The organism is Sandaracinus amylolyticus, assembly GCF_021631985.1.
Classification (GTDB): domain Bacteria; phylum Myxococcota_A; class Polyangia; order Polyangiales; family Sandaracinaceae; genus Sandaracinus; species Sandaracinus amylolyticus_A.
The window spans coordinates 8,481,926-8,505,866 of sequence record NZ_CP070225.1 but is presented as its reverse complement, the minus strand read 5'-3'; the positions used below and the strand labels follow the sequence as shown (position 1 = coordinate 8,505,866).

General features: G+C 70.7%; 24 protein-coding genes and 1 riboswitch. Of the genes, 14 read left to right on the top strand and 10 right to left on the bottom strand.

Features of this window, described 5'->3' with window-relative positions:
* Nucleotides 1-39: 39 nt before the first annotated feature.
* Nucleotides 40-254, bottom strand: a riboswitch (cobalamin riboswitch).
* An 81-nt stretch (nucleotides 255-335) separates the two neighbouring features.
* Nucleotides 336-1,931 carry a protein adenylyltransferase SelO gene (locus I5071_RS36060; RefSeq protein ID WP_419249611.1) on the bottom strand — a complete coding sequence of 532 codons (1,596 nt, stop codon included), beginning with the start codon at nucleotides 1,929-1,931 and terminating at the stop codon, nucleotides 336-338.
* 83 nt (nucleotides 1,932-2,014) lie between these two features.
* Between I5071_RS36060 and I5071_RS36055 the strand changes: the two genes are divergently transcribed.
* From I5071_RS36055 to I5071_RS36045, 3 genes are read left to right on the top strand one after another with little or no spacing between them, the layout of a single operon-like run.
* Nucleotides 2,015-2,803, top strand: a complete 789-nt coding sequence (locus tag I5071_RS36055; RefSeq protein WP_236517893.1) for a TPM domain-containing protein — start codon at nucleotides 2,015-2,017, stop codon at nucleotides 2,801-2,803.
* 9 nt (nucleotides 2,804-2,812) lie between these two features.
* Nucleotides 2,813-3,541: a hypothetical protein gene (locus I5071_RS36050; RefSeq protein WP_236517892.1), complete on the top strand. Its 729-nt coding sequence runs from the start codon at nucleotides 2,813-2,815 to the stop codon at nucleotides 3,539-3,541.
* On the top strand, nucleotides 3,541-4,113 hold the full coding sequence (locus I5071_RS36045; RefSeq protein WP_236517891.1) for a LemA family protein: 573 nt from the start codon (nucleotides 3,541-3,543) through the stop codon (nucleotides 4,111-4,113). The genes I5071_RS36050 and I5071_RS36045 overlap by 1 nt, the downstream gene beginning before the upstream one ends.
* A gap of 99 nt (nucleotides 4,114-4,212) precedes the next feature.
* On the opposite strand, the gene I5071_RS36040 is transcribed toward I5071_RS36045, so the two are convergent.
* From I5071_RS36040 to I5071_RS36030, 3 genes are read right to left on the bottom strand one after another with little or no spacing between them, the layout of a single operon-like run.
* A complete protein-coding gene (locus I5071_RS36040) occupies nucleotides 4,213-5,148 on the bottom strand; it encodes a hypothetical protein (protein WP_236517890.1) in 936 nt (311 codons plus the stop codon).
* 29 nt (nucleotides 5,149-5,177) lie between these two features.
* Nucleotides 5,178-5,876: a hypothetical protein gene (locus I5071_RS36035; RefSeq protein ID WP_236517889.1), complete on the bottom strand. Its 699-nt coding sequence runs from the start codon at nucleotides 5,874-5,876 to the stop codon at nucleotides 5,178-5,180.
* Between the two features lie 23 nt (nucleotides 5,877-5,899).
* Nucleotides 5,900-8,575, bottom strand: coding sequence for a TonB-dependent receptor domain-containing protein (locus tag I5071_RS36030; protein WP_236517888.1), 2,676 nt, complete (start codon nucleotides 8,573-8,575; stop codon nucleotides 5,900-5,902).
* Nucleotides 8,576-8,688: 113 nt separating this feature from the next.
* On the opposite strand from I5071_RS36030, the gene I5071_RS36025 reads away from it, so the two are divergent.
* Both I5071_RS36025 and I5071_RS36020 read left to right on the top strand, forming a co-directional pair.
* The gene (locus I5071_RS36025) at nucleotides 8,689-10,320 is read left to right on the top strand and encodes a hydroxysqualene dehydroxylase (protein ID WP_236517887.1); all 1,632 of its coding nucleotides are present in this window, start codon (nucleotides 8,689-8,691) and stop codon (nucleotides 10,318-10,320) included.
* A gap of 4 nt (nucleotides 10,321-10,324) precedes the next feature.
* Entirely contained in the window at nucleotides 10,325-10,996 is a 672-nt protein-coding gene (locus I5071_RS36020) for a DUF2378 family protein (protein ID WP_236517886.1), read from the top strand.
* On the opposite strand, the gene I5071_RS36015 is transcribed toward I5071_RS36020, so the two are convergent.
* Together I5071_RS36015 and I5071_RS36010 are read right to left on the bottom strand one after the other, a co-directional pair.
* Entirely contained in the window at nucleotides 10,997-11,461 is a 465-nt protein-coding gene (locus I5071_RS36015) for a hypothetical protein (protein WP_236517885.1), read from the bottom strand.
* Between the two features lie 9 nt (nucleotides 11,462-11,470).
* On the bottom strand, nucleotides 11,471-12,163 hold the full coding sequence (locus I5071_RS36010; protein WP_236517884.1) for a helix-turn-helix transcriptional regulator: 693 nt from the start codon (nucleotides 12,161-12,163) through the stop codon (nucleotides 11,471-11,473).
* A gap of 50 nt (nucleotides 12,164-12,213) precedes the next feature.
* On the opposite strand from I5071_RS36010, the gene I5071_RS36005 reads away from it, so the two are divergent.
* Nucleotides 12,214-12,786: a dienelactone hydrolase family protein gene (locus tag I5071_RS36005; RefSeq protein ID WP_236517883.1), complete on the top strand. Its 573-nt coding sequence runs from the start codon at nucleotides 12,214-12,216 to the stop codon at nucleotides 12,784-12,786.
* A gap of 62 nt (nucleotides 12,787-12,848) precedes the next feature.
* On the opposite strand, the gene I5071_RS36000 is transcribed toward I5071_RS36005, so the two are convergent.
* The 4 genes from I5071_RS36000 to I5071_RS35985 all read right to left on the bottom strand — a co-directional run bounded on the left by I5071_RS36000 (nucleotide 12,849) and on the right by I5071_RS35985 (nucleotide 15,659).
* The gene (locus I5071_RS36000; protein ID WP_236517882.1) at nucleotides 12,849-13,472 is read right to left on the bottom strand and encodes a TraR/DksA family transcriptional regulator; all 624 of its coding nucleotides are present in this window, start codon (nucleotides 13,470-13,472) and stop codon (nucleotides 12,849-12,851) included.
* Nucleotides 13,473-13,558: 86 nt separating this feature from the next.
* The gene (locus I5071_RS35995) at nucleotides 13,559-14,140 is read right to left on the bottom strand and encodes a Maf family protein (RefSeq protein WP_236517881.1); all 582 of its coding nucleotides are present in this window, start codon (nucleotides 14,138-14,140) and stop codon (nucleotides 13,559-13,561) included.
* 64 nt (nucleotides 14,141-14,204) lie between these two features.
* On the bottom strand, nucleotides 14,205-14,657 hold the full coding sequence (locus I5071_RS35990) for a Fur family transcriptional regulator (RefSeq protein ID WP_236517880.1): 453 nt from the start codon (nucleotides 14,655-14,657) through the stop codon (nucleotides 14,205-14,207).
* Nucleotides 14,658-14,723: 66 nt separating this feature from the next.
* Nucleotides 14,724-15,659 (bottom strand): hypothetical protein, encoded by a 936-nt coding sequence (locus tag I5071_RS35985; RefSeq protein WP_236517879.1) that lies wholly within the window; start codon nucleotides 15,657-15,659, stop codon nucleotides 14,724-14,726.
* A gap of 54 nt (nucleotides 15,660-15,713) precedes the next feature.
* Between I5071_RS35985 and I5071_RS35980 the strand changes: the two genes are divergently transcribed.
* From I5071_RS35980 to I5071_RS35945, 8 genes are all read left to right on the top strand, one after another.
* Nucleotides 15,714-16,247, top strand: a complete 534-nt coding sequence (locus I5071_RS35980) for a hypothetical protein (RefSeq protein ID WP_236517878.1) — start codon at nucleotides 15,714-15,716, stop codon at nucleotides 16,245-16,247.
* A 48-nt stretch (nucleotides 16,248-16,295) separates the two neighbouring features.
* Nucleotides 16,296-17,195 carry a Flp pilus assembly protein CpaB gene (cpaB, locus tag I5071_RS35975; RefSeq protein ID WP_236517877.1) on the top strand — a complete coding sequence of 300 codons (900 nt, stop codon included), beginning with the start codon at nucleotides 16,296-16,298 and terminating at the stop codon, nucleotides 17,193-17,195.
* A 445-nt stretch (nucleotides 17,196-17,640) separates the two neighbouring features.
* Complete coding sequence (locus I5071_RS35970; protein WP_236517876.1) at nucleotides 17,641-18,009, top strand: hypothetical protein; 369 nt, start codon at nucleotides 17,641-17,643, stop codon at nucleotides 18,007-18,009.
* 175 nt (nucleotides 18,010-18,184) lie between these two features.
* Nucleotides 18,185-18,487 (top strand): hypothetical protein, encoded by a 303-nt coding sequence (locus I5071_RS35965; RefSeq protein ID WP_236517875.1) that lies wholly within the window; start codon nucleotides 18,185-18,187, stop codon nucleotides 18,485-18,487.
* Between the two features lie 180 nt (nucleotides 18,488-18,667).
* Nucleotides 18,668-20,764 (top strand): excinuclease ABC subunit UvrB, encoded by a 2,097-nt coding sequence (uvrB, locus tag I5071_RS35960; protein WP_236517874.1) that lies wholly within the window; start codon nucleotides 18,668-18,670, stop codon nucleotides 20,762-20,764.
* Between the two features lie 31 nt (nucleotides 20,765-20,795).
* On the top strand, nucleotides 20,796-22,376 hold the full coding sequence (locus I5071_RS35955) for a hypothetical protein (protein WP_236517873.1): 1,581 nt from the start codon (nucleotides 20,796-20,798) through the stop codon (nucleotides 22,374-22,376).
* A 67-nt stretch (nucleotides 22,377-22,443) separates the two neighbouring features.
* Nucleotides 22,444-22,650 (top strand): DUF4266 domain-containing protein, encoded by a 207-nt coding sequence (locus I5071_RS35950; protein WP_236517872.1) that lies wholly within the window; start codon nucleotides 22,444-22,446, stop codon nucleotides 22,648-22,650.
* A 119-nt stretch (nucleotides 22,651-22,769) separates the two neighbouring features.
* The gene (locus I5071_RS35945; protein WP_236517871.1) at nucleotides 22,770-23,930 is read left to right on the top strand and encodes a DUF3570 domain-containing protein; all 1,161 of its coding nucleotides are present in this window, start codon (nucleotides 22,770-22,772) and stop codon (nucleotides 23,928-23,930) included.
* Nucleotides 23,931-23,941: the final 11 nt, after the last annotated feature.

Genomic DNA, 23,941 nt, shown 5'->3' with positions numbered 1-23,941 from the left:
CCTCCCACGAGGCCCCAGGTCGAACCGAATGGCGGATGTCTCCCGCATTCGGGCGCTGGCAGGTCTTCGGGCTCACGAGCGCTCGCGTCCGAGGACGCGATTCCTACTGGCCGTCGCTTCCCGATCTCCTCACGGAGACCAGTGCGCCGTCACGGCGTTCGTTCTCGCTGACCGCTGCGGGGCAGCCCTGGATTCACACCAGGTTCCCTGTTCGCCCGAGCGAACGCCCGGGCACCAGCACGAGGGCGACCATAGGCGACGTGACGCTACGTCGTCAAGCGATATGTGGTGGTGCTCAGCGCGCGAGGCACACTAGGGCTAGTGGCTCACCGGTGCTACGAGCTGCAGGAGAGCATCGAGCACCCGACCCGATGCCGGGCCCACTCGGGGCGCTTCATCGCGTACTCGTCCTTGCCCGGCTGGTCGTCGTAGGGGCGTCGCAGCACGTCGAGCAGCGCGAGCACCTTGCCGGGATCGCCCTTCTCCGCGTCGTCGATCGCGACCTGAGCGAGGTAGTTGCGACAGACGTACTTCGGATTGACCGCGTTCATCTTCGCGCGGCGATCGACGTCGCTGGTTCCGTCGACGCGCACCCGCGCCGCATATCGACGCAGCCATTCCGCGACGCGATGTCGATGATCCTCGGGCGGCTCTCCGTAGAACGCGTCCTCGATCGTCGCGACCAGCGCGGCGTCGGTCGCATCGCCGGGATCGCTCGGCACGTCGGCGAGACGGCGGAAGAAGATCGTCATGTCGGTCTCGAACGCCTCGAGCAGCTCGTAGAGCTCCTGCACCAGCGGGACGTCGTCGCCGGCGGCGCCCACGTCGAGCGCGCGCAGTCCGACCTTGTTCGCGATCATCTCGGCCTCGCGTGCCTCGAGCGTCTCGCCGTACGTCATCAGCGCGCGCTCGAGGATCGCGACGTCGTCGCCCACCAGCGGCACCAGCGCGCGCGCCAGGCGCTGCAGGTTCCACCACGCGACGTTGGGCTGGTGCCCGTAGCGATAACGACGACCGCCCGCGTCGGTCGTGTTCGGCGTCCAGCTCGGGTCGTAGCCCTCGAGCCATCCATAGGGGCCGTAGTCGATCGTGAGCCCGAGGATCGACATGTTGTCGGTGTTCATCACGCCGTGGACGAAGCCCACGCGCATCCAGTGCATCACCATCTCGGCGGTGCGCCGCGACACCTCGGCGAGCCACGCGCCGTAGGTCTCGCGCGAGGGCGCGCCGAGATGCGGCGCCATCAGCTGAGGAAAGTGCGTGCGGATCGTGTGATCGGCGAGCGCGCGCAGCAGATCGATCTCGTCGCGCGACGCGAAGATCTCGAAGTTGCCGAAGCGCAGGAACGAGGGCGCGACACGGCACACGATCGCGCCCGGCTCGGGGCGCGGATCGCCGCTGTACATCACGTCGCGGATCACGTCCTCGCCGGTCGCGACGAGCGAGAGCGCGCGCGTGGTGGGCACGCCGAGGTGGAACATCGCCTCGCTGCACACGAGCTCGCGCACCGACGAGCGCATCACCGCGCGACCGTCCGCAGTGCGCGAATAGGGCGTGCGACCTGCGCCCTTGAGCTGCATCTCCCAGCGCTCGCCGCGCGTGTTGATCACCTCGCCGAGCGTGATCGCGCGACCGTCGCCGAGCTGTCCCGCCCAGTGCCCGAATTGGTGCCCGCCGTAACACGCGGCGTAGGGCTGCATCCCGGGCAGCACGCGATTGCCCGCGAGCACCTCGACCATCTCGGGAGACTCGAGATCGGCCGTCGTGAGATCGAGGAGCGCCGCGACCTCGGGCACTGCGACCATCAAGCGCGGCTTCGCGACCGGCGTGGGCGACACCTTGGACCACGCAGCGCCGCGCACCTGGCGCGGGCGCGGGGCGCCGTCGACGTCACCGGGGAGCTCGCGCACGAAACGATCGTCGAGTTGCATTTCGGGTGCAGAACCTGGAGCCCCGCGCAGGGGAACGCCAGTCTCGTACAACGAGAGTTGGCCAGGTCCGGAGTAGTGGTTACGTGGCCAGGACCGGGATGAAGGCCGAGCGACACGATCGTCCACTGCGCGCCTTCTTCGCGATCCTCGCGGTGTGGGCGCTCGGCGCGAGCGTCGCGCACGCGCAGACCCCGCTGCCGCCGCGCACCGATCGCGCGGTCTACGATCTGGCCGAGGTGATCGACCCCGAGCGCGAGCGGGTGATCGAGCAGGTCAATCACGAGCTCTACGCGAAGGCCGGCGTCGCGATCGTGGTGATCACGGTGCCGGCGCTGCAGGACGAGACGATCGACGAGCTCGCGGTGCGGCTCGGGCACACCTGGGGCATCGGCGGCGAGGGGCGCGATCGCGGGCTCGTCATCGCGTTCTCGCGGGACGATCGCCGCATCTTCGTCGCGACCGGGTACGGCACCGAGGGCTTTCTGCCCGATGGTCGAGTGGGCGCGCTGATCGACGAGCACGCGATCCCGTACCTGCGTGCCAATCGATTCGGAGAGGGCCTGTTGCGCCTCGATCTCGCGCTCGCCGCGATCGCCGCGCAGGAGTACGGCGTGACGCTCACCGGCGCCGTGGCGCCGAGCGCGCGTCCCGCGGCCGAAGCACCGGGGCCGATGCAGCTCGTGCTCTGGGCGCTGATCGGGATCGTCTTCCTCTATCTCGCGATCCGTCATCCGCGCTTGCTCATGCTCATGCTGCTGAGCTCGCGCGGGGGTCATCGCGGGGGCGGAGGATTCGGCGGCGGGGGTGGCGGCGGCGGGTTCGGCGGCGGTGGTGGCGGGTTCGGCGGAGGCGGCGCGGGCCGCGGGTTCTGAGGGACGACGATGCGACGAGACGTGCTCCTCACGCAGATGGTGTCGCGCCTCACGAAGGCGCTCGGTCCGAACCTCGAGAGCGTCGTGCTCTACGGGCCCGAGGCTCACGGGGACAGCTATCGCGCGGTGAGCCCGCTGCACCTGATGATCGTGCTCGGCGATCTCGAGCCCGCGACGCTCTCGCTGCTGCACGACCCGGTGCACTGGTGGATCACCCAGGACCAGCCGTGGCCGCGCTTCTTCACGCGCGCGCTGATCCGCGACTCGCTCGACGTCTTCCCGATCGAGCTCTTCGACATCCAGCGCCACCACCGCGTGCTGCACGGCAGCGATCCCGTCGTCGGGCTCGAGGTCGATCGCGCGCACCTGCGCATCCAGTGCGAGCGCGATCTGCGCGAGAAGCTGATGCGACTCCGCGAGGGATTCGTCGAAGCGCGCGGCGTGGCGAAGCCGCTGCGCCAGCTGCTCGCGGCGTCGTACGTGAGCTTCGCGCCGGTGTGGCGCGGCTGTCTGCACCTGCTCGGCGAGCCAGTGCCGGTGCACGACGGCGAGGTGACGCGCGCGCTCTGCGCGAAGCTGGGCCTCGAGGTCGCGCCCTTCGACGAGGTCGCGCGCATCGCGAGCGAGGGCTCACCGACGCTCGACGCGAGCGTCGTCTATGGACGTTATCACCGCGAGATCGCGGAGATGGTCGTGCGCATCGACCAGCTCGTGGTCGCCGCGGGAGGGGAAGCGTGATGAGCAGAACGTGGATCGTCGTCGGCGTCGTGGTGCTGCTCGTGCTGGGCATCGCGGCGATGGGCGTGGGCCAGTACAACGGGCTCGTGCAGGCGCGTGAAGGCGTCGACGCGTCGTGGGCGCAGGTCGACAACGTGCTGCAGCGGCGCGCCGATCTGATCCCGAACCTCGTCGAGACGGTGCGCGGCTACGCGTCGCACGAGCGCGAGATCTTCACGCAGGTCGCGGACGCGCGCAGTCGACTGCTCGGCGCACGGGGCCCCGAGGAAGCGGCGGAGGCGAGCCAGGCCCTCGACTCGGCGCTCGGTCGACTGCTGGCGATCGCGGAGAATTACCCGCAATTGCGCGCGAGCGAGCAGTTCACGCGACTGCAGGACGAGCTCGCAGGCACCGAGAATCGAATCGCCGTGGAGCGACGCCGCTACAACGAGACGGTGCGCGACTACAACGCTCGGATCTCGACGTTCCCGACGAACCTGTTCGCAGGGATGTTCGGATTCCCGAGGCGCGAGTACTTCGAGGCGGACGTTGGCGCTCGCGAAGTGCCGCGCGTCGACTTCGGCGGGGAATGAGAATTCACCGCAGAGGGCCGCAGAGAGCCGCAGAGATCGGAGAAGAGACGGTTCTTCTCTGTGGTCCTCTGCGGCCCTCGGTGGTCGGTCCTCCACGGGTCACTCGTGCTCGTGGCCCATGCCGTCCCAGAGGCACTCGCCTTCGCCTTGGAAGTGGCCCTGCGTCTTGAGCTGCGCCTGGAGGTACTCCCACGCCGTGTCGATCGACGGGCTCGATGCGTCGACGACGGGGGCGCCGCCGAGCTCGTAGCCGGCGAGGAGCTGGCCGAGATCGCTCGCGCCGATGCTCTCGAGGTCGCTCTGGGTGACGGTGCCGTCGGCGTCGACGTCGCTGTCGGCGAGCCACTGCGCGCGACGCTCGACCACTGCTTCGGCGCCCATCGGGAAGCCGTTGAAGAACAGGTGATCGCCGTGGATCGTGAAGGTCACGGCCGTCGTCGTGCCCTCGGCGACGACCACACCTTCGATGCCGGTGTCGCTCTCGCAGGGGCCGAACACGGTGGGCGCCGGGACGCAGAGATCGAAGTCGATCTCGGTCGCGCTCGTGCACATCGTGTCGTCGCCGCGGATGCAGCGCTGTCCGCTCGGATTGGTGATCGTGCCGACGATCAGATACGTGCATCCGCCCGCGACCATGCGATCGAAGTCGGTCTGCGACACCGATGCATCACGGGTCGCCTCGGCCGTCGCCGCCGGCGTCGAATAGAACACCTCGGGCCACAGCCCCGTCGGCATGTCCTCGAACGTCGCGAGCGGCAGGCCACCCTCGGGGAGCTGCGCGAGATCGACGACGGTCGCGCCCTCCGCGTGGAAGTGCCCGTCGCCGCCGCCCTCGACCTCGATGTCGCCGATCGCCACGACGTACTTGTCGAAGGTCACGCTCCATCCGTCGACGATCACGTCGTCTCCCTCGCCCGCCGGAATTCCGTCGGTGATCGTCTCTTCGGCGGCGAGCTGCGCCTGCAGCGCGCCCGTCGAGAGCCCGTCGTCGCCGCACGCCGCGAGACCCGCGAGCGTCGAGAGTGTGAAGATCATCCGCGCACGCATCATCGAGAGTCCTTTCGTCATTCGGGCGCTCCCCACGAGAGCGCAGGCAGCTCACCCGCGGTCATCGCGAGCACGAGCGCCTCGTAGTCCGCATCGTCCGGTGTGAGCACCACCGGGTCCTCACCCTCCGCGGCGCGCGCCGCGAGCCGATCGAGATCGACGCGCTGCCACCACGCGATCGGATCGACGCGCACCGTGAGCGCGTCGTCGCTCGACGTGATCTCGTGCTCCTCGACGCGACGTCCGCGCACCACGATCACCCCGCGGGTGCTCGGCGCGATCGCGAGATCCGCCTGCACCTCGAACGCGCGACCGTCCTCGTGCGTCACCTGCGCGACGAAGCGCGCCGAGCTCTCGCCGTCCACCGCGCCCTCGAGCGGACGCGCGCGGGTCTCGGTCGGCAGCCACGAGATCCCGTAGTCCCACATCCCCGAGCGAGCAGTGCCGGTGATCCCGAACGTGTTCCCCACCGACTGCAGCGAGGGATCCACTCCGTCGATCGTCACCGCCGACGTCAGCTCGAGGATCGCCGACTCGCAGTGCTCGGGTGACGCGCTCTCGGTGCTGCACAGATAGAGCGGTCCGAACGCGACGTCGGCGCGCGTCAGCGTGAGCGTCCATCCCTCCGACGAGAACGACGACTCTCCGCCCGCCACGAAGAGCGGCACTTCGACGTACTCGCGCCCGGTCTCGGCGCATCCCGCCAGAACGATCATCGCGGCTGCGATCCACCCGCGCGTCACAGCGTCACTCCCAGCACGACGTTCACCGTGAGCGGCGCGCCGGCCGCGAAATGGCGCGCCGGAATGCGCGACGCGACCGAGTCGCGATCCCAATTCGATGCATACGAGTACTCGACCGACGCATATCGCGAGTCGGTCAGATTGAGCACCTCGACGCTCAGATCGAGCGCGCTCCACCGCACCGACACCGATGCATCGAGCAGCCCGATCGCGTCCGCTTCTTGTCCGTAGGGCAGCGGTCGCGGCGACAAGAACGAGAATCCGAGCCCGACGCGCCCCGACAGCGGAATCCCGTCGATGTCGAACAACCGCTCTCCGACCGAGAGATCCGCGCGCACCACCACCGGCGGCACGTAGGGCAGCGACTGGCCCTCTTCGTAAGGCGGCGCGGGATCTTCGATCGACGGCGGAGGCGGCGCGTCGAGCGTCGCGTGCACGTAGGTCACCGAGAGCGCGCTGGTGAGGAACGACCAGGGCCGCGCCTCGACCCACAGCGCACCGCCGATGCGCGTCGTCGGACCGAGCCGCTCGAGCCGCCCTTCACGCGGATCGAACGCGGTGTCGTCGCTCACGTTCGTCAGGTAGCCCGACGCGTGGATCCGCACCTGATCGTGGTCGCCGAGCACCATGCGCGCGCCCACGTCGCCGGAGCGCACCTTCGCGAAGGGCGCGCCCTCTCCGTCCTGCAGCTGTCGCGCCTGCGGCGAGCGATATCCCTCGCCGTACGCGATCGAGAGCACGAGATCGTGATCCACGCCGAAGGGCGTGACCTCGATCGCGGCGCGCGGGCCCGCTGCGACCCCGAACGCGCTGCGGCGGAACCCGATGATGTACGTCTCGCGACGGAACGCCGGGATGAAGTTCCCCAGGCGATCGTCGACGTCGTAGAACAGCACGTCGGCGCGCGCACCGCCGCGCAGGTGCACGTAGTCGGAGATGCACCAGTCGAGATCGAAGTAGCCGCCCACGTCGAGCGCGCGGACGTCGGCGTCGACGCGGCGATCCCAGGTCTGGTTCTGCGGGGCTTCGATCAGGTTCTGCTGCTGACCGATCGAGTCGATGCGCCCCGTGAGTCCCACCTCGACGAACCCACGGGCCCACTCGAACGGCTGATAGAGCGGAGAGCGATATCGACCGCGCAGTCCGAGCGCGAGCACTTCGTTGCGCTGCTCGATCAGATCACCGCGCCCCACCCACTCCGGCTCGAATTCCGAGCGCTCGGTGTATCCGGTGTAGTTCGCCTGCAGTCGGAAGTCGTGCCACTGCAGCCACGCGCCGAGCTCGCCGAACGAGCCCCGCTCTCCGCGCATCTCGATCGAGCCCGCGACGTGGGCGCGCGCCGCGAGCCCCGACTGCGCGAGCGCGCTCGGATCGTCGTACACGCCCAGGAAATCCACGTTCCCGGCCTCGACGTCGTCGCGCCGAAGGATCCCCGCGATCGCAGTGCGCGCCGCCCAGATCGAGCCGTGCACGCGCCCACGGATCGCGCCTTCTCCGAACACCACCTGTGCGAGCGCGCCCCCCGACTGGCCCGCTCGATTGCGACCGAAGCCGCTGGTGCGTCGATATTGCGCCGCGCCGAACGTCTCCTCGCGCTCGCCCTCGGGCGCCCAGAGGATCAATGCGCGGAACGTGTCGAACGAGCCGTAGCTGGTGCGGAATTGGATGCCGCGCCGCGCGACACCGAGATCGAAGTCGATCGATCCCGCAGTCGCGAAATCACCCTGCCGAGGATCGTAGACACCCTCGGTGACGCGCAGTCCCCGCACCACCTCGGGGATCACGAACCCGAGATCGGCATAACCCTGGCCATGGATGTGCGAGGGCAGGTTGAGCGGGACTCCGCCCATCGTGAGCTCGATGTCCTGCCCGTGCTCCGCGTCGAACCCGCGCAGGAAGATCTGCTGCGCGACCGCATCGCCCTCGGGCCGCGCGACGTACACGCCGGGCGCGGTGTTCAGCATGTCCGCACCGTCGCGATGGGGCGCGGCCTCGAGCACGTCGCGCCCGATGCGGTACTGGCTCGCAGCGCGGGGACGGCGCGACTCCTCGAGCGGATCGCTGACCGCGCGGGCCTCGAAGTGCGGCGGCGCGACCTCGGGCTCGGGCGCGACGGGCTCGGGCTCCGGCGGATGGTGCTCGTCGTGCTCGTGCCCGTGGGGATCGCCGGCGTGAGGATCGGGCTCCGCGACCCGGGTCGTGGGATCGGGCGCGTGGAAGCGGACCGCGAGACGGGTGCGGCTGCGCACCGCGGTGTCGCCCCGTCGTGCGGGCTCGAAGCGCCACGAGGTGACCGCGTCGATCGCCGCCTGATCGAACTCGGGATCGCCAGGATGCTCGACGTGCACGTCGCTCACCGAGCCGTCGATCTCGACCGTCACGTGCAGATGCACGGTGGGCTCGATCCCGATCGTCGCGTGCGACTCGGGATAGTGGGGATCGGGCGCCGAGATCAGGCGCGGCGGGGTCGCCGCTGCCGGTGCTTCCTCACCCGGCGCTTCGTCGACCGGCGCTTCCTCGACCGGCGGCTCTGCCTCGACGGGCGGTGGCTGCACGCCCGCATCGACGTCGCCCGCGTCCTGCGCGAACGCCGGCACGGACGCCAGCGCCGTCGCGCACCCCACGCCGATCGCGACCGCGATCGCGCCGACCTCTCTCGCTCGAAACCGCAAAGCGGGGCGGATCTATCGCAAGCCGGTTCCTTTCGCAACTCGATTGCATCTCCATCTCGATCTCGTCAGCGCCCCTTGCGTGGCGACCCCGTTCGAGGCGACAAGGACGCTCGATGACGAAGGTCGTGATCCTCGGGGGCGGGGTCGCGGGGATGAGCGCAGCGCACGAGCTCGCGGAGCGCGGTCTCGACGTCGAGGTGCACGAGATGCGCGCGATCGCCGGCGGCAAGGCGCGCAGCATCTGGGTGCCCGGCTCGGGCACCGGTGGCCGTCACGACCTGCCAGGCGAGCACGGCTTCCGTTTCTTCCCCGGCTTCTATCGCCACCTGCCCGACACGATGCGGCGCATCCCGTTCCCCGGGAACGTGAACGGCGTCGCGGACAACCTCGTGCAGGCCACGCGCTTCCAGATCGCGCGCGATCACGGTGACGATCCGGTGCTCGTCGCGCGCTTCCCGCGCTCGCTCGACGAGTGGTACCAGGCGATCCGCGCGGTCCTCGAGGCGCGCCTCGGCATCCCTCCGCGCGAGGCGATCTTCTTCGCGATCCGCATCCTCGAGCTCCTCACGAGCTGCGACGAGCGGCGCCTCGGCGAGCTCGAGAAGATCGCGTGGTGGGACTTCACCGAGGCCGCGCGCATGTCGCTGCCGTACCGCACGTACCTCGTGATCGGCCTGACGCGATCGCTCGTCGCGATGCGCGCCGAAGAGGGCAGCACGCGCACCGTCGGTGCGATCCTGATCCAGCTGCTGCTCGATCTGATGGAGCCCGAGGGCACGCTCGATCGCCTGCTCAGCGGCCCGACGAGCGAGGTGTGGCTCGAGCCGTGGCGCGCGCATCTGACGTCGCTCGGCGTCGCTTATCACACCGAGCACGAGATCGTCGGCATCGACGTCGCGGGCGGCGGGATCTCGGGCGTGACCATCGAGCGCAGCGACGGCACGACGTTCACCGCGACCGGCGACTACTACGTCTCGTGCTTGCCGGTCGAGCGCATGGTCGCGCTGCTCACGCCCGCGATGATCTCGCTCGATCCCGGCCTCGATCTGCTGCGGCGCCTGCGGACCGAGTGGATGAACGGCATCCAGTTCTTCCTCGCCGACGACGTGCCGCTGGTGCACGGCCACACGATCTACGCGGACTCGCCGTGGGCGCTCACGTCGATCTCGCAGGCGCAGTTCTGGCGTCGATCGCTCTCGGGCTACGGCGACGGAACGATCCGCGGCGTGCTCTCGGTCGACGTGTCGGACTGGGAGACGCCGGGGATCCTCTTCCACAAGCCGGCGAAGGAGCTGGCGACGAAGGACGAAGTGAAGGACGAGGTGTGGGCGCAAGTGCTGCGCTCGTTCAGCCCCGAGGTGGCGAGCCGTCTCTCGGGGTCGATGCGCTCGTGGTTCCTCGACGACTCGATCGTCTGGCCCAACCCGAACACGGTCGAGAACCTCGAGCCGCTCCTCGTGAACACGATCGACTCGTGGCGCGATCGACCGGAGTCGAAGACGCGCATCCCCAACTTCTTCCTCGCGTCCGACTACGTCCGCACCCACACCGATCTCGCGACGATGGAGGCCGCGAACGAAGCGGCGCGCCGCGCGACGAACCACGTGCTCGATGCGATCGCGTCGCCCGGTCCGCGCTGCGGGGTGTGGCCACTCGACGAGCCCGCGTGCTTCGTGCCTTTCAAGGTCGTCGACCAGTGGCGATATCGGCAGGGTCGACCGAACCTCTTCCACCGATGCGGGTGACGCGATGTCGATGACTTGGGGACGGGGCGCGATCTCGCCGAGCGACGTCGAGGCGTTCACGCGGCGCATCGAGGTGTCGCCCGGCGATCGCGCGCTCATCGTGAAGGCGCTGCTCGACTTCCCGAGCGACATCCAGTCGCGCGGGATGTTCTTCGACGGGCTCGTGAAGGCGCTGCGCGCGCAGGTCGGTCCGAGCGTGGCCGCGCGCATCGTCGCGGAGGCGGAGATCCCGCGCGCGACGCACTCGTTCACGCTCTATCCGCACCGCGACTTCTACAAGCTCTTCTTCTACGCAGCGCCGCTGCTGCATCCGGGACGCGCGCTGCCCGACGCGATGCAGGCGATCGCGGAGACGTTCTATCCGGTGTTCCGCGAGAGCATCGTGGGCCGCACGATGTCGGTGCTGATGGGCAGCGATCCCGCGGGGATCCTCGGGCGCCTCGTCGAGGCGTACAGCCTCTCGGTGCAGGGCAACCAACACGCGCTCGAGATCACGGGCCCGAGCAGCGCGGTGTGGCGCGCGCTGGCCGAGCCCGTCCCGATGTACCCGAGCGTCTTCAAAGGCATCGTGATCGGCACGATGCGCTCGCACGACGCGCCGATCCCGCGGATCACCGTGCGCTCGACGACGATCGAAGGTGCGAAGCAGCGCTGCACCTTCGACGTCGAGTGGTGATCACTGCGCGGGCTGCTGCTGGCACTCGGCGCGAACGCGGCCGTTCTGCTCGAGGCCCATGCGGTACGCGGTGCCCGCGCACTGCGAGATCGAGGTCGCGGTCGCGTCGGCGTTCGACGCGTCGACGGTCGCGGGCAGCTCGCTGCGGAGCTGGTTGCCGCACTCGGTCATCGCGAGATTGAAGAGCTGACCGCACTCCGACTCGTCGACCATGAAGCACTCGCGCAGCGGCGCGTCCTCGGTGCCGCAGAGCGCGGGGCCCGCCTGACGCGCGAGCTCGCCGACGAACGCATCGAGCGTCATCGACTCCTCCTCGGCACCGGCGGTCTCGGTCTGCTCTTGCTGCGCGGGCTCGGACGAGCCGCCGCCGCAGCCGGCTGCGAGGATCGAGACGAAGAGCGCAGCGCGCGAGAGAACGGAGCTCGAGAAGATCGACATGTCGTAGGCCTCCAGGGCGCCGACCATACGCGACGATCACTCGAGGCGCACCGGGCCCGCATCGGGAGGTGGCTCGCCGAACACGCGATCGAGCGGACGATCCATCGTCGCACGCTCGCGCGTGAGCCGCGCGCCACGCACCCGATCGAGCCGGAGCCAGCGCCCGGCCTCGCGCGTCCGACACCACGCGAGCAGCCACCAGTGCCCGTGGGTGCGCGCGAACGCGAGCGGCTCGACCACGTGATCGTGCAGGCCCTCCTCGCTGTCGTCGTACGCGACGTTCACCACGCGCCCGAGCCGCAGCGCCTCGTCGAGCACGCGCGCGCTGCGATCGCGCACCGCCGTCGCGGGCCCGCGCATCCACACGCGCCCCGCGAGCGCCTTCGCATCGATGCGCTGCTCGCGCGTCATCGCGCCGAGGACCTTGGTGAGCGCAGCGCGACCCTCGGCGCGGAACGGCGCGTCGGGCTCGGCCGCGAGCGCGATCGCGATCGCCGTCGCCTCGCCCGCGGTGAACGTGAGCGGTGGCAGGTTCGCCGAGCGCGCGAGCCGATAACCACCACCGCGCCCCTCGTCGGCGATCACCGGCACGCCCGCTTCGACGAGCGCGGCGATGTCGCGCTTGATGGTGCGGCTCGAGACCTCGAAGCGCTCGGCGAGCCAGGTCGAGCTGCGGCCCTGCCGGCGGAGCTCTTCGGCGAGCGCATAAAGGCGATCCGTACGGTTCACGGCGACAACGGTGACATGACGGTGCCATCGCGCACGCCACGATGCTCCTCATGAGTCACATCGTCGTCTTCCACTCCGCCCTCGGTCTTCGTCCTGCCATCACGCGCTTCGCCGATCGGCTGCGCGCTGCGGGCCACACCGTCACCACGCCCGACCTCTACGACGGAGAGGTCTTCGACACGCTCGAGCAGGGCGTGGCCAAGCGCGATGCGCTCGGCATCGGCGAGCTGATCCGTCGCGCGCTCGTCGCGGTCGAGAAAGTGCCGAGCGACGCGCTCTACGTCGGCTTCTCGATGGGCACCGGCGCGGCGCAGCTGCTCGCGGCGACGCGGCCCGGCGCGCGCGGCGCGGTGCTGCTCCACGGCGCGCTGCCGATCGAAGCGCTCGAGCTCGACGCGTGGCCGGCGTCGGTGCCGCTCCAGATCCACGTCACGACCGAGGACCCGTGGGTCGACGCGAGCGCGGTGGAGCAGCTCGCGGCGCGCGTGCCCACGATCGAAGTGCATCGGTACGTGGGTGAACAGCACCTGTTCACCGACGAGGGCTCGCCCGAGCACCTTCCCGATGCGGCGCGCGCGGCCGAGCGCGAGACGCTGCGCTTCCTCGCCCAGCACGCGCTCTGAAATGCGAAGAGCGCCGCCCCTCTCGCGAGGGTGCGGCGCTCTCTCGTCGATCGCGATCGCGATCAGCGCGTGTGCTGCGCCTTCTCGCGCTCGAGCAGCTCCTTGTAGCCGACCGAGTAGCGCGTCCACGGGCGCAGCTCGAGGCGCTTGAAGCCGATCGGCTCGTCGGTGCCCTCGCAGAGCCCGTACTCGCCCGAGCGCATCTTCTCGAGCGCGGCCTCGATCTCGATGAGCAGCTTCCGCTCCTTGTCGGCGAAGCGGAAGAGCCACGCCTGGTCGGTCGAGCGCTGCGCGATGTCGATCTCGTCCGCGAGCACGTCGCCGTCCTCCAGCGCCTCGCTCACGTGGCGATCGAAGCCGCTGAGCACGCGGTTCCGCTCGTCGATGAGCTTCTGGTAGAGGCCCTGGATCTCCTTCGCGCTGAGCTTCGCGTCGGGATGCGCGCGCACCTGCGACGCGTCGGGGATCGGCTGGTTGTTCGACATCGTGCCGGCGGCCGTGCGCTCCTTCGGCGACGCGGCGGCCGCGGGCTTCGCGGCGGCGGCCGGCTTCTCGACCGCAGACGGAGCCGCGGCGGCGGGCTTCGCGGCCGGCTTGGCGGGGCGCTCGGAGGCGCTCGCCTTCGTCGTCGTCGTCGCGGCCGTCTTCTTCGCTCCGCTCTTCTCGGTCGTGCGTGCCTTCGCCATTGGATTCCCCTCTACTCGATCACGGTCGCACTTCGGTCATGGTCGCGCTGCGGGAGACCGCAGCACGAGAACTCCAGGGCATGCCCCTACGGCAATGCGAACCCCGCGCCGCGGAGCATCGAGCTCACCGCGAGAAGCGGAAGCCCCACGATCGCCGTCCAGTCGTCTCCCTCGATACGATCGAACAGCGCGATCCCGAGGCTCTCGACCTTGTAGCTGCCAGCGCAATGGCTGGGCCCATCGGCCGCCACGTAACGCCCGATCTCGTCGCCAGCAAGAGGACGCATGGCCATGCGATGGACGCTCGTGCGCACTTCGCTCGCGTCGTCCTGGACGAGCGCGACGGCGGTGACGAGACGGTGCTCCCGCCCTGCGAGCCGGGCGAGCTGCGCGGCCGCGCGCTCGGGCGAGCCGGGCTTCCCGAGCAGCTCACCGTCGAGCTCGACCACCTGATCGGAGCCGATCACCACGGCACCGGGGCGCACGCGCGCCACGCTCTCCGCCTTCGCGAGCGCGCGCAGCTGCGCGGTCTCCTCCGCGCTGGGCCCCGCGATCGCGTCCTCGTCGCACACTGGCGCGACGGCCTCGTAGGGGAGGCGGAGACGATCGAGCAGCGCGCGGCGTGCAGCGGACGTCGATGCGAGCACGAGGGGCCGCCCCGAAGGCATGGCCGCGGAAGGTCGCATAGCCGGGGACCCGATGCAACGGGGGCCGGGCTGGGGACGCGAGCGGCTACCCGCAGCCGTTGCAGGTGCCTCGGACCTGCACTTCCACGGTGCCGGTCTTGAACGACTTCGGGGCGCCCTTCACCGGATTCAGCGTCACCGCGCCCTCGGGGAGGCACGCGACGGTGCCGCACTCGGTGCAGACGAAGTGCGGGTGCACCTCGTCGATCGGGTGCTCCACCTTCGTCGTGAGCTCGAAGCGCCAGAGGTGATCGCCGAGGTCGGTGCGGCGCACCAGGCCCGCTTCCGTGAGGTCGGCGAGGTTGCGATAGACGGTCGCGCGATCGAAGCCCGCGTCGGCGAGGCGATCACACACCTCGGCGTGCGAGAGCGGGCCGCCCGCGTCGATCAGGCACTGGAACACCGCCGTGCGCGCGGCGGTCGCGCGCAGCCCCGCGTCGCGCAGGAGCGTCTTGAGCTCGCCGCTCTTGCGCGGTGCTTTCGTCGCGAGGGTCGCCACGAGGTCGAGGCTAGAGCCGGGGGCGACCCGGCGCAACAGCAACACCGTTGCAGGTGCGACGCGACGTCAGGGCTCGCACGCGAGCTGCGCGCGGTCGACGATCGCGCTCACGACGTCGACGTTCCCCGCGACGAAATCGGGCAGGAGCAGCGCGACACCGCCGGTGAGCTCGGGCAGCGTGAGCGCGTCGCGATAGGGCGTCTGGAACCCCTGGCCCACGTCGGGGCTGCGCCCCGCGCCGCAGCTCTGGCCGGCGCCGGTGCGGGTGAGCGCGATCATCCGCACGCCCGCGTCCTCCATCGCCTCGCCGACCTCGGCGTAGGTCGACTGCACCACGATCCCGCCGCCGAAGGGCCCGCTGAGCACGGTCGGACGCTCGGCGAACGTGTCGTCGGTGACGTGCACGACGAGCCGCGCCGCGCCGGCGCGCCACGGGCATCCACGAGTCGCGAGCATCAGCGCGTCGAGCGAGTTCTCCGGGCAGTCGGTGTTGTACGTGTCGCTCACCGGGCTGCGGTTGTCCTCGGAGCGCACCCGCCAGAGCTCGAGCTGATCGTGCAGCGCGGTCGCGTCGAGCGGCGCGCACTCGTCGATCGCGAGCGCGTCGTCGACGAACACGACGAGCGACACCCGCGCGCTCGGGTCGAGCTGCTGCAGCCGCTCGATCAGCGTCGCCGACGCGTCGCGCAGCGCGGCGAGCGGCGCGCCCATCGAGCTCGACACGTCGACGGTGAGCACCACGTCGATCGGACGCACGCAGACGGCTCCGTCGGGCAGCGGCGCCGCGTCGACGGGCCCGGCGTCCGCACCGGCGTCGTTCGAGAGGCAGAACACGTACGCGCGGCACGCGGGATCGGAGCAGTCGACGAGATCGTCGTCGTCGTCGTCGCGCCCGTTGCTGCACGCGTCGAGCGAGCTCTCGCCCTCGGGCTCGCCCTGGTCGCACGCACCGAGCAACGACGCGGCGAGCGCGAGCGAGCAGAGGACGAAGAGGCGGAGCATCTCGGGGGCGCGAGCATGACGCGGCGCCGGTGTGCGCGCTATCGTGCGCGCGCCGTGAGCAGCCTGGCGCGATGGCTCGAGGCCCGAGGGGCCTACCGCGACGTGGTCGCGTGGGCCGAGCCCTTCGGCGACGACTGGAGCGCGGCGTGGACCGCGTGCCCGCGCGGCGACTGGCTCCTCGCGATCGCGGCGACCCTCGAGGGGACCGACCGGCGCGCGCTGGTCCGCGCGGCCTGCGGGTGCGCCGAGCTCGCGCTCGAGGTGGTCGACGATGCGAGCACACGCGCCGCGCTCGCCTCTGCCCGCGCGTGGTGCGACGGAGCCGAGGCCCCCGACCCCGCTGCGCTCGAGGCCGCGTTCTCGATGCCGAGCGACCCCGCGGTCCAGAGCGCGCAGGGCGCCGCGCTGGCGACGCTCGCCGCGATCCACGACCCCCGCGAGGCCCCTGGCGCAGCCGCGGGCGCGGTGCAGGCGAACCTGCTCGCGACCGGCGAGTGCGCGCTCGACGCGATCCTGCGCTACGCCCACGCGACGACCGCGGAGCGGGTGCGCGCCGTCCTCCCTGCGCCGGACGCTGCGAGGGGTTGACGAGCGACCCGCGCGCGAACGAGCCTACCTACCCATCTCGGATCTCGGATGAACCGCACCCTCCTCATGCTCTCGGCGGCGCTCCTCGTGATGGGCGTCCTGGTCTTCTGGATGTACCAGGACCAGTTCCGCGCCGAGGAGGCGGGCGGCCAGACGATCGAGGTGGTCGCGGCGGCGATCGACATCGAGCTCGGTCAGCCGGTGCGCGCCGAGTGGCTCACCACGAAGGAAGTGCCCCAGAGCTACCTCGAGGAGCGCCACATCCCGGCCGACGGCATGCGCGACCTGATCGGCCTGCCGCTCGCCCAGGCGGTGCACGCCGGCGAGGCGGTCCTCCGCACCGATCTCAGCGCGATGTCCGACGCGCGCCGCACCCTCTCGGGCACGATCCCCTCCGGCCAGCGCGCGGTGACGATCATGGCGCGCCCGACCTCGACGTTCGGCGGCCTGCTGCGCCCGGGCGATCGCGTCGACGTGCTGCTCACCGTCGGCAGCCGCGAGCTGCCCGACACCTGGCGTCAGGTCGTGGTGCTCGAGAACATCCTCGTGCTCGCGGTCGGCCAGGAGTTCGAGGTGCGCGACGCGGTCGAGGCCCCGACGACCGGCGGCTCGCGCGGCGACACCCGCGACGTGCGCTTCGGCCGCGCGACGAACATCACGCTGCAGGTCACGGTCGAGCAGGGCGCGCTCCTCACGATCGCGCGCCAGCGCGGCGGGCTGAGCCTGCTGCTGCGCAACCCCAACGACATCCAGGTCGGCGGCAATCACCCCGACATCGTGGCGGCCGACGTGCTCGAGCCGGCGCGCCGCGCTCGCTTCCTGCGCCGCACCGTCGCGGTCGCCGCGCCCGTCGCTCCGCCGCCGCCCGAAGGCGCGGCCACGACTGCGACCCCGGGCACCGAGCCCGCCGCCGCGCCCGCCGCACCGACTGCGCCCGCCGCACCCTGAATCGAACGGCTCGCTGCGCAGCCAGCTCCCGTCCGTGCCCGAGACGGGCACTCCCGTCCGCCGGCTGCTTCGCGAGCACTCCCGTCGCGTCCTGAATCCAACGGCTCGCTGCGCAGCCAGCTCCCGTCCGTGCCCGAGACGGGCACTCCCGTCCGCCGGCTGCTTCGCGAGCACTCCTGGCGCGTCCCGAATTCAACGGCTCGCTGCGCAGCCAGCTCCCGTCCGTGCCCGAGACGGGCACTCCCGTCCGCCGGCTGCTTCGCGAGCACTCCCGTCGCGTCCTGAATCCAACGGCTCGAGCGCGATCTCGAACATCGTCGGGGGGAAAATTCTCCCACCCGACGAATATCGAGTTCGTCGTTCCCGTCGGACGCGGTCCGTGAGACGCTTGCTCGTGGGAGCGGAACGTTCGAGCGTCACCACAACGGGAACGGGAGGGGTTCACATGTCCGAGAAGCCGGTGAAGAAGCGCTCGCTCAGTGACGACGAGATGGTCACCGATCGCCCGATGGGCCGTCGCTCGAGCATCGCGGTGCTCGGCGGCGCGATCCTCGGGGCCGCGGGAATCGCGGCGGCAGTGAGCCCACAGCGCGCCGAGGCGCAGGTCACGGACCGCGACCCCAGCGACCCCGCCGGTCGCGGCCGCGGGTGCCCCGGCTGGAGCGACAGTGATCCCAGCGATCCCGGCGGCTGCGGTCGTCGCACCGGCCTGACCGACAGTGATCCCTCGGACGCCGCGGGGCGTGGTCGTGGCCGTCGCAGCTGCAGCGACGCCGATCCCTACGACCCCGCGGGCGGCGGCCGTCACTGCTGAGAGTTTCCTCGGAGAGGACGCCCCGTGCGGTTCGCGCGGGGCGTTCTGTCATTCCGCAGCGATGAACATCTCCGTTCGGGCTGCGTCGATCAGGACTTCCGGGGGGTGCCCCGGTTGTGCGATGCTCGCGCCGCGGCGTCCGCGGACCGCGTCGTCGCGGGAGGGTTAGGGAGACATGAGCGAGAAGAAGAAGAAGACGCTGGACGATGCGGACCTGGTGACGGAGCGCGCGATGGGCCGTCGCTCGAGCATGGCGATGCTCGGCGGCGCGATCCTCGGCGCGGCGGGCCTCGCGGCCGCGGTCACGCCGACCCAGGCGCAGGCGCAGTGCACCGACAGTGATCCCCGCGACCCGGCGGGCCGTGGCCGTGGCCGCGGCATCAGCGACAGCGATCCCAACGACCCCGCGGGCTGCGGCCGCCGCAGCTGCAGCGACAGTGATCCCAACGACCCCGCGGGTCGTGGCCGTCACTGCTGATTCCTAACCGGAGTGCTCGTCCCGCAGGTCCCGGACGGGAGCGCGCGAAGCGCGCGGACGGTAGGGACCAGCGGGCGAGCCGATGTTCGATCCCGCGATCGTACCTGACAGAAAGCTGACAGGTGAGACTGGAGCCCGGCTGGCCGTCATGGCCTCCGGGCTCTAGTTTTTGCGGCTCGCATGACCACCGACGACCGCTTCGAGCTCGTGACGCACATGCAGCCGCGCGGCGACCAGCCGGCGGCGATCGAAGCGCTGGTGCGCGGCCTCGGCCAAGGGGCGAAGCGCCAGTGCCTGCTCGGGATCACCGGCAGCGGCAAGACGTTCACCATCGCGAACGTCATCCAGCGCACCCAGCGTCCCGCGCTGATCATGGCGCCGAACAAGACGCTCGCGGCGCAGCTCTACGGGGAGATGCGCGAGCTCTTCCCGAACAACGCGGTCGAGTACTTCGTCAGCTACTACGACTACTACCAGCCCGAGGCGTACGTCCCGTCGAGCGACACGTACATCGAGAAGGACGCGATCATCAACGAGAAGATCGATCGCATGCGGCACAGCGCGACGCGCGCGCTGCTCTCGCGTCGCGACGTGATCATCGTGGCGAGCGTCTCGTGCATCTACGGCATCGGCTCGCGCGACTCGTACGTCGAGATGATGATCCGGATCGAGAAGGGCCAGCAGATCCGGCGCGACGAGCTGCTGCGACGCCTGGTCGACGTGCAGTACGACAGGAACGACGTCGACTTCCATCGCGGCGCGTTCCGCGTACGTGGCGACGTGGTCGAGATCTTCCCGGTCAGCGAGGAGACCAAGGCGATCCGCGTCGAGTTCTGGGGCGACGAGATCGATCGCATCCAGGAGATCGATCCGCTGCGCGGCAAGCCGATCCGGGAGCTGAGCGGCTACGCGATCTTCCCGGGCTCACACTACGTCACGCCCGAAGAGCAGCGGAAGCGCGCGATCGAGGGCATCAAGACGGAGCTGCAGGATCGGCTCGAGGGCCTCTCGAGCGAGATGAAGCTCGTCGAGAAGCAGCGGCTCGAGCAGCGCACGCTCTACGACCTCGAGATGATGGAGCAGACCGGGTTCTGCCACGGCATCGAGAACTACTCGCGGCACCTGAGCGGGCGGATGAAGGACGAGCCGCCGCCGGTGCTCATCGACTACTTCCCGCAGGACTTCCTGCTGGTGCTCGACGAGTCGCACCAGACGGTCCCCCAGATCGCGGCGATGTTCCGGGGCGACCGCGCGCGGAAGGAGATCCTCGTCGATCACGGGTTCCGTCTGCCGAGCGCGCTCGACAACCGGCCGCTGCAGTTCGACGAGTTCTGGCAGCGCGCGGGCGACACGATCTTCGTGAGCGCGACGCCCGGCGAGTACGAGCTCCAGGAGACGCAGGGCGAGGTCGTCGAGCAGATCATCCGCCCCACGGGGCTCATCGATCCGGTGATCCACGTGCGGCCGGTGACGAACCAGGTCGACGATCTGCTCGGCGAGATCCGGGGGCGCGTGGAGCGCGACGAGCGCGTGCTCGTCACCACGCTGACCAAGCGGATGTCCGAGGACCTGACCGAGTACTACTCGGAGCTCGGGGTGCGGGTTCGCTATCTCCACAGCGACATCGACACGCTCGAGCGCGTCGAGATCCTGCGCGACCTGCGGCGCGGCGAGTTCGACGTGCTGGTCGGCATCAACCTGCTGCGAGAAGGTCTCGATCTGCCCGAGGTGTCGCTCGTCGCGATCCTCGACGCCGACAAGGAAGGCTTCCTGCGCTCGCCGCGCTCGCTGATCCAGACGATCGGGCGCGCTGCGCGAAACGTCCGCGGCGAAGTGCTCATGTACGCCGACAAGGTCACCGACGCGATGCAGTACGCGATGGACGAGACCAATAGGCGCCGCGAGATCCAGCAGAAATACAACGAAGAGCACGGGATCACGCCGGAGACCGTGAAGCGCGCGGTGCTCGATCTCGACCCGTCGAGCGGCGGTGGCGACTGGTCGAGCGTGCCGCGCGGGCGCGACGTCGCGGACGACACGAGCAAGAGCCTGCCCGAGCGCATCGAGGAGCTGCGCAGCGAGATGTTGCTCGCGGCCGAGCAGCTCGAGTTCGAGAAGGCGGCGGAGCTGCGCGATCGGATCAAGAAGCTCGAGTCGCAGATGGATGGCGTCGACGTGGCGAAGAGCGCGTCGAGCGCATCGAGCGCGAAGAAGGCACCGGCGCGCGGGGCGGCGACGGCCCGTTCGGGCAATCGCGGACGGGCCCGGGGACGTTGAAACGGGCGGCGCGTTCCCCGATCCTGGGTCGGTGACGTACCGCTGTCTTCTCTTCGTCGTCGCTTCGTGTGTGCTCGCGGCGCTGCCCGGATGCTCGCTCGAGCGAGTGGGCTTCCAGGGCGACGGACCGACACCACGCGACGGCGGAGGGATCGACGGCGGCGGCGTCGACGCGTCGTTCGACGCGGGCTCGATCGAGGAGGACGCCGGTGACGACGGCGCTGTGATCGACGAGGACGCGGGCTTCGACGGCGGGATCGTCGAGGACGCGGGCTCCGATGCCGGCACCGCGGGACAGGACGCCGGGCGCGATGCGGGCATGGTCGACGGCGGATGCAGCGGACCTCCGAGCTGCAGTGGCGGACAGCTCACGACGTGCGTCGCCGGCGCGCCGGTGGTGACCGCGTGCGCGCTCGGATGCGCCGCGGCGGGCACGAGCTGTCGCGCGGTGGTGCCGAGCAACGTGGGAGGGATGGTCGCGTTCACCGACGGGACCGCAGCCCTCGACGTGGTCAACGACGAGGTGTGGATCGCCTATCCCGACACCGGCCTCATCGAGGTGCGCGACGGGAACAACCCGGCGACCGTGCTGCGGAACGTGCGCGACGCGGGCGTCGGAACGAACAACGGGATCCGCTACGCGCAGATCGCGGGCTCGGGCGGCGCCAACTATGGCGTGTTCGTGGTCGGGAGCCTGCGGGTGCGGCAGCTGGGCGTGCTCGCGGGCAGCGGCGGGACGCGCTCGCTGGTGATCGTCAGCGCGGGGGACGTGCTGATCGAGGGGCTCGTCACGGTGAGCGGCACCGGGTTCGGGCCGGGCCCCGGCGGTGGGGCGGGCGGCCCGGCGGAGACCGACGGCAGCGGCGCAGGCGGAGGCCACCGCGGCGAGTCGGACAGCGGGCTCGGGAACGACGACGACGGCGGAGGCGGGGGCGGGAGCCACGCGAGCGTCGGCGCGGCGGGCGGTGACTCGCCCGAGGCCGACGGTGGCGCGGAGGGCAGCACCTACGGCGATGCCGACCTCGTCCCGCTGCGCGGCGGATCGGGCGGCGGCGGAGGCGGGGACGACAGCGGCGGGCGCGGCGGGCACGGCGGTGGGGCGCTCCAGATCACGAGCGCGACGTCGATCACGGTCACCGCGAGCGGCGCGATCGACGCCGGCGGCGAAGGTGGCCACGGCGGCACGACCGGCGGGCTGGTGATCGACAGCGGCGCGGGCGGTGGCGGCGGCTCGGGCGGCGCGATCCTCGTCGAGGCGATCACGGTGACGCTCGCGGCCGGGCGGGTGGGCGCGCCGGGCGGCGCGGGCGGTCAGGGCGCGCGCTGCGACAACTGCAGCGACTCGAACAACGGCGCGGAAGGCGGCGACGGATCGGTGCTGATGGTGCCCGCCCAAGGCGTGCCGTCGAACGGGAGCGGTGGCGGCGGCGGCGCAGGATCGACGCTGACCGGCATGGCGACCGCGGGGAGCGACCAGGTCAACGGCGGCGGCGGTGGCGGCGGCTCGGGGCGGGTGCGGATCAACAACGCGACCGGCGCCGGGACGTACACCGTGGTGCCGAGCACGACGAGTGGGCTCTCGAGCGTCGGGTCGGTGCCGCGCACGCCCTGATCACCGGGGATCATCCGAGCGACTCGAGCCTTGAGCGGCGAGGGCTCGGTCGCTAGGCTGGCGCGCCATGCGAATCGTCGTTGTGTTGTTCGCGGCCGCGGCGATCACCGGCTGCGCGACCGTGGCGCCCTACGAGCGCGAGCACCTGAGCCGCGCGTCGATGGACTTCGGGCGCGAGGACGACGAGACCGCGTTCCGCGCGCACGTCCACGACTCGCGCGAAGGCGCGACCGGCGGCCACGGCAGCACCGGCGGCGGCTGCGGATGCAACTGAGCTTTCGGGAGGGGTCTTGGAAGACCCCTCCCCCCGACCGGCAGAGCCGGATCGGGTCCCCCCACCCCAAACACTGCGCGCGGGGCCCCAGCCCCGCTTGCTCTCACTCGGGTCCGCGGATGACGTCGCATCACGCATCGCGCCACTTCGTCCGCATCCTCGTCGCGCTCGCGGTGGCGCTCCTCGTGAGCCCAGCGCGCGCCGACGAGACGACCGGCACGTGGACCGGCGAAGTCGGCGTGCAGGGCAACTACTACTGGGAGACCTCGACGCGCGTGGTCGCGCCCGAGGTGCGGTTCCGGCTGACCTCGCCGGACGGCACCGACGTGCGCGCCGAGTACCTCGTCGACTCGATCACCAGCGCGAGCCTCGCCGCCGGCGTGGTGGAGGACATCCGGTTCACCGAGACGCGTCATCAGGTGACGGTCGGCACGGGCCACGAATTCGACCTCGGCGAGGCGCAGCTGCGGCTCGACGCATCGACGCGGATCAGCCACGAGCCCGACTACCTCGCGACCGGCGTGACGCTGGCGGGCACGCTCTCGCTCGCCCAGCGCTGCACGCTGATCGGAATGGCGCTCACGTACATCCACGACGACGTGGGCTCCGTCGTGCGCGGCACCCAGCCGCGCGAGGGCGGCGGGCGCGATCTGTCGAACCGCGGGCGCGTGGGGCAGCTCGAGGGCTTCACGCTCGGGCTCTCGCTCAGCCAGATCCTCACGCCCCAGCTCGTCGCGTCGTTCGGCTACGACCTCGTCTACAACTGGGGTTACCTGCAGAACCCGTATCGCGGCGTGTCGATCGAGGGCGTGGTGCGCCCCGAGGAGCACCCCGACGAGCGCCTGCGGCACTCGCTCTACGGGCGTGTCGCGCTCTACGTGCCGGAGACGCGCACCGCGTTCCACGCGCTCTATCGCTTCTACGTCGACGGCTGGGATCTCGCGGCGGTCACGCCCGAAGCGCGCGTCTACCAGGAGATCGGCGACCTGATCACGCTGCGCCTGCGATATCGGTTCTATTCGCAGACCCGATCCTTCTTCTATCGCGCACCTGATCAGTACACGGCCGACGATCCGTTCGTGACCAACGATCCGAAGATGCAGGACTTCTCGAGCCACCTCGTGGGCGCACACGCGCGCGTCGCGATGGAGTTCCTCGAGCGCACGTTCCTCGGCTTCGCGCACGAGGGCGAGGTGTGGTTCAGCGTCGACTACTGGTGGCAGTCGAGCCGCTTCGGGAACGGCGTGATCGCGCAGGCTGGACTTCGAGTTCCTTTCTAGAGAGGTCTCTC

Excerpts from the sequence above, each read along its gene's own strand:
- I5071_RS36060 (WP_419249611.1), bottom strand. The coding sequence starts at position 1,931 with ATGCAACTCGACGATCGTTTCGTGCGCGAGCTCCCCGGTGACGTCGAC.
- I5071_RS36050 (WP_236517892.1), top strand. The coding sequence starts at position 2,813 with ATGCGACGAGACGTGCTCCTCACGCAGATGGTGTCGCGCCTCACGAAG.
- I5071_RS36045 (WP_236517891.1), top strand. The coding sequence starts at position 3,541 with ATGAGCAGAACGTGGATCGTCGTCGGCGTCGTGGTGCTGCTCGTGCTG.
- I5071_RS36040 (WP_236517890.1), bottom strand. The coding sequence starts at position 5,148 with ATGATCTTCACACTCTCGACGCTCGCGGGTCTCGCGGCGTGCGGCGAC.
- I5071_RS36035 (WP_236517889.1), bottom strand. The coding sequence starts at position 5,876 with ATGATCGTTCTGGCGGGATGCGCCGAGACCGGGCGCGAGTACGTCGAA.
- I5071_RS36025 (WP_236517887.1), top strand. The coding sequence starts at position 8,689 with ATGACGAAGGTCGTGATCCTCGGGGGCGGGGTCGCGGGGATGAGCGCA.
- I5071_RS36020 (WP_236517886.1), top strand. The coding sequence starts at position 10,325 with ATGTCGATGACTTGGGGACGGGGCGCGATCTCGCCGAGCGACGTCGAG.
- I5071_RS36015 (WP_236517885.1), bottom strand. The coding sequence starts at position 11,461 with ATGGTCGGCGCCCTGGAGGCCTACGACATGTCGATCTTCTCGAGCTCC.
- I5071_RS36005 (WP_236517883.1), top strand. The coding sequence starts at position 12,214 with ATGAGTCACATCGTCGTCTTCCACTCCGCCCTCGGTCTTCGTCCTGCC.
- I5071_RS36000 (WP_236517882.1), bottom strand. The coding sequence starts at position 13,472 with ATGGCGAAGGCACGCACGACCGAGAAGAGCGGAGCGAAGAAGACGGCC.
- I5071_RS35995 (WP_236517881.1), bottom strand. The coding sequence starts at position 14,140 with ATGCCTTCGGGGCGGCCCCTCGTGCTCGCATCGACGTCCGCTGCACGC.
- I5071_RS35985 (WP_236517879.1), bottom strand. The coding sequence starts at position 15,659 with ATGCTCCGCCTCTTCGTCCTCTGCTCGCTCGCGCTCGCCGCGTCGTTG.
- cpaB (WP_236517877.1), top strand. The coding sequence starts at position 16,296 with ATGAACCGCACCCTCCTCATGCTCTCGGCGGCGCTCCTCGTGATGGGC.
- I5071_RS35970 (WP_236517876.1), top strand. The coding sequence starts at position 17,641 with ATGTCCGAGAAGCCGGTGAAGAAGCGCTCGCTCAGTGACGACGAGATG.
- I5071_RS35965 (WP_236517875.1), top strand. The coding sequence starts at position 18,185 with ATGAGCGAGAAGAAGAAGAAGACGCTGGACGATGCGGACCTGGTGACG.
- uvrB (WP_236517874.1), top strand. The coding sequence starts at position 18,668 with ATGACCACCGACGACCGCTTCGAGCTCGTGACGCACATGCAGCCGCGC.
- I5071_RS35950 (WP_236517872.1), top strand. The coding sequence starts at position 22,444 with ATGCGAATCGTCGTTGTGTTGTTCGCGGCCGCGGCGATCACCGGCTGC.
- I5071_RS35945 (WP_236517871.1), top strand. The coding sequence starts at position 22,770 with ATGACGTCGCATCACGCATCGCGCCACTTCGTCCGCATCCTCGTCGCG.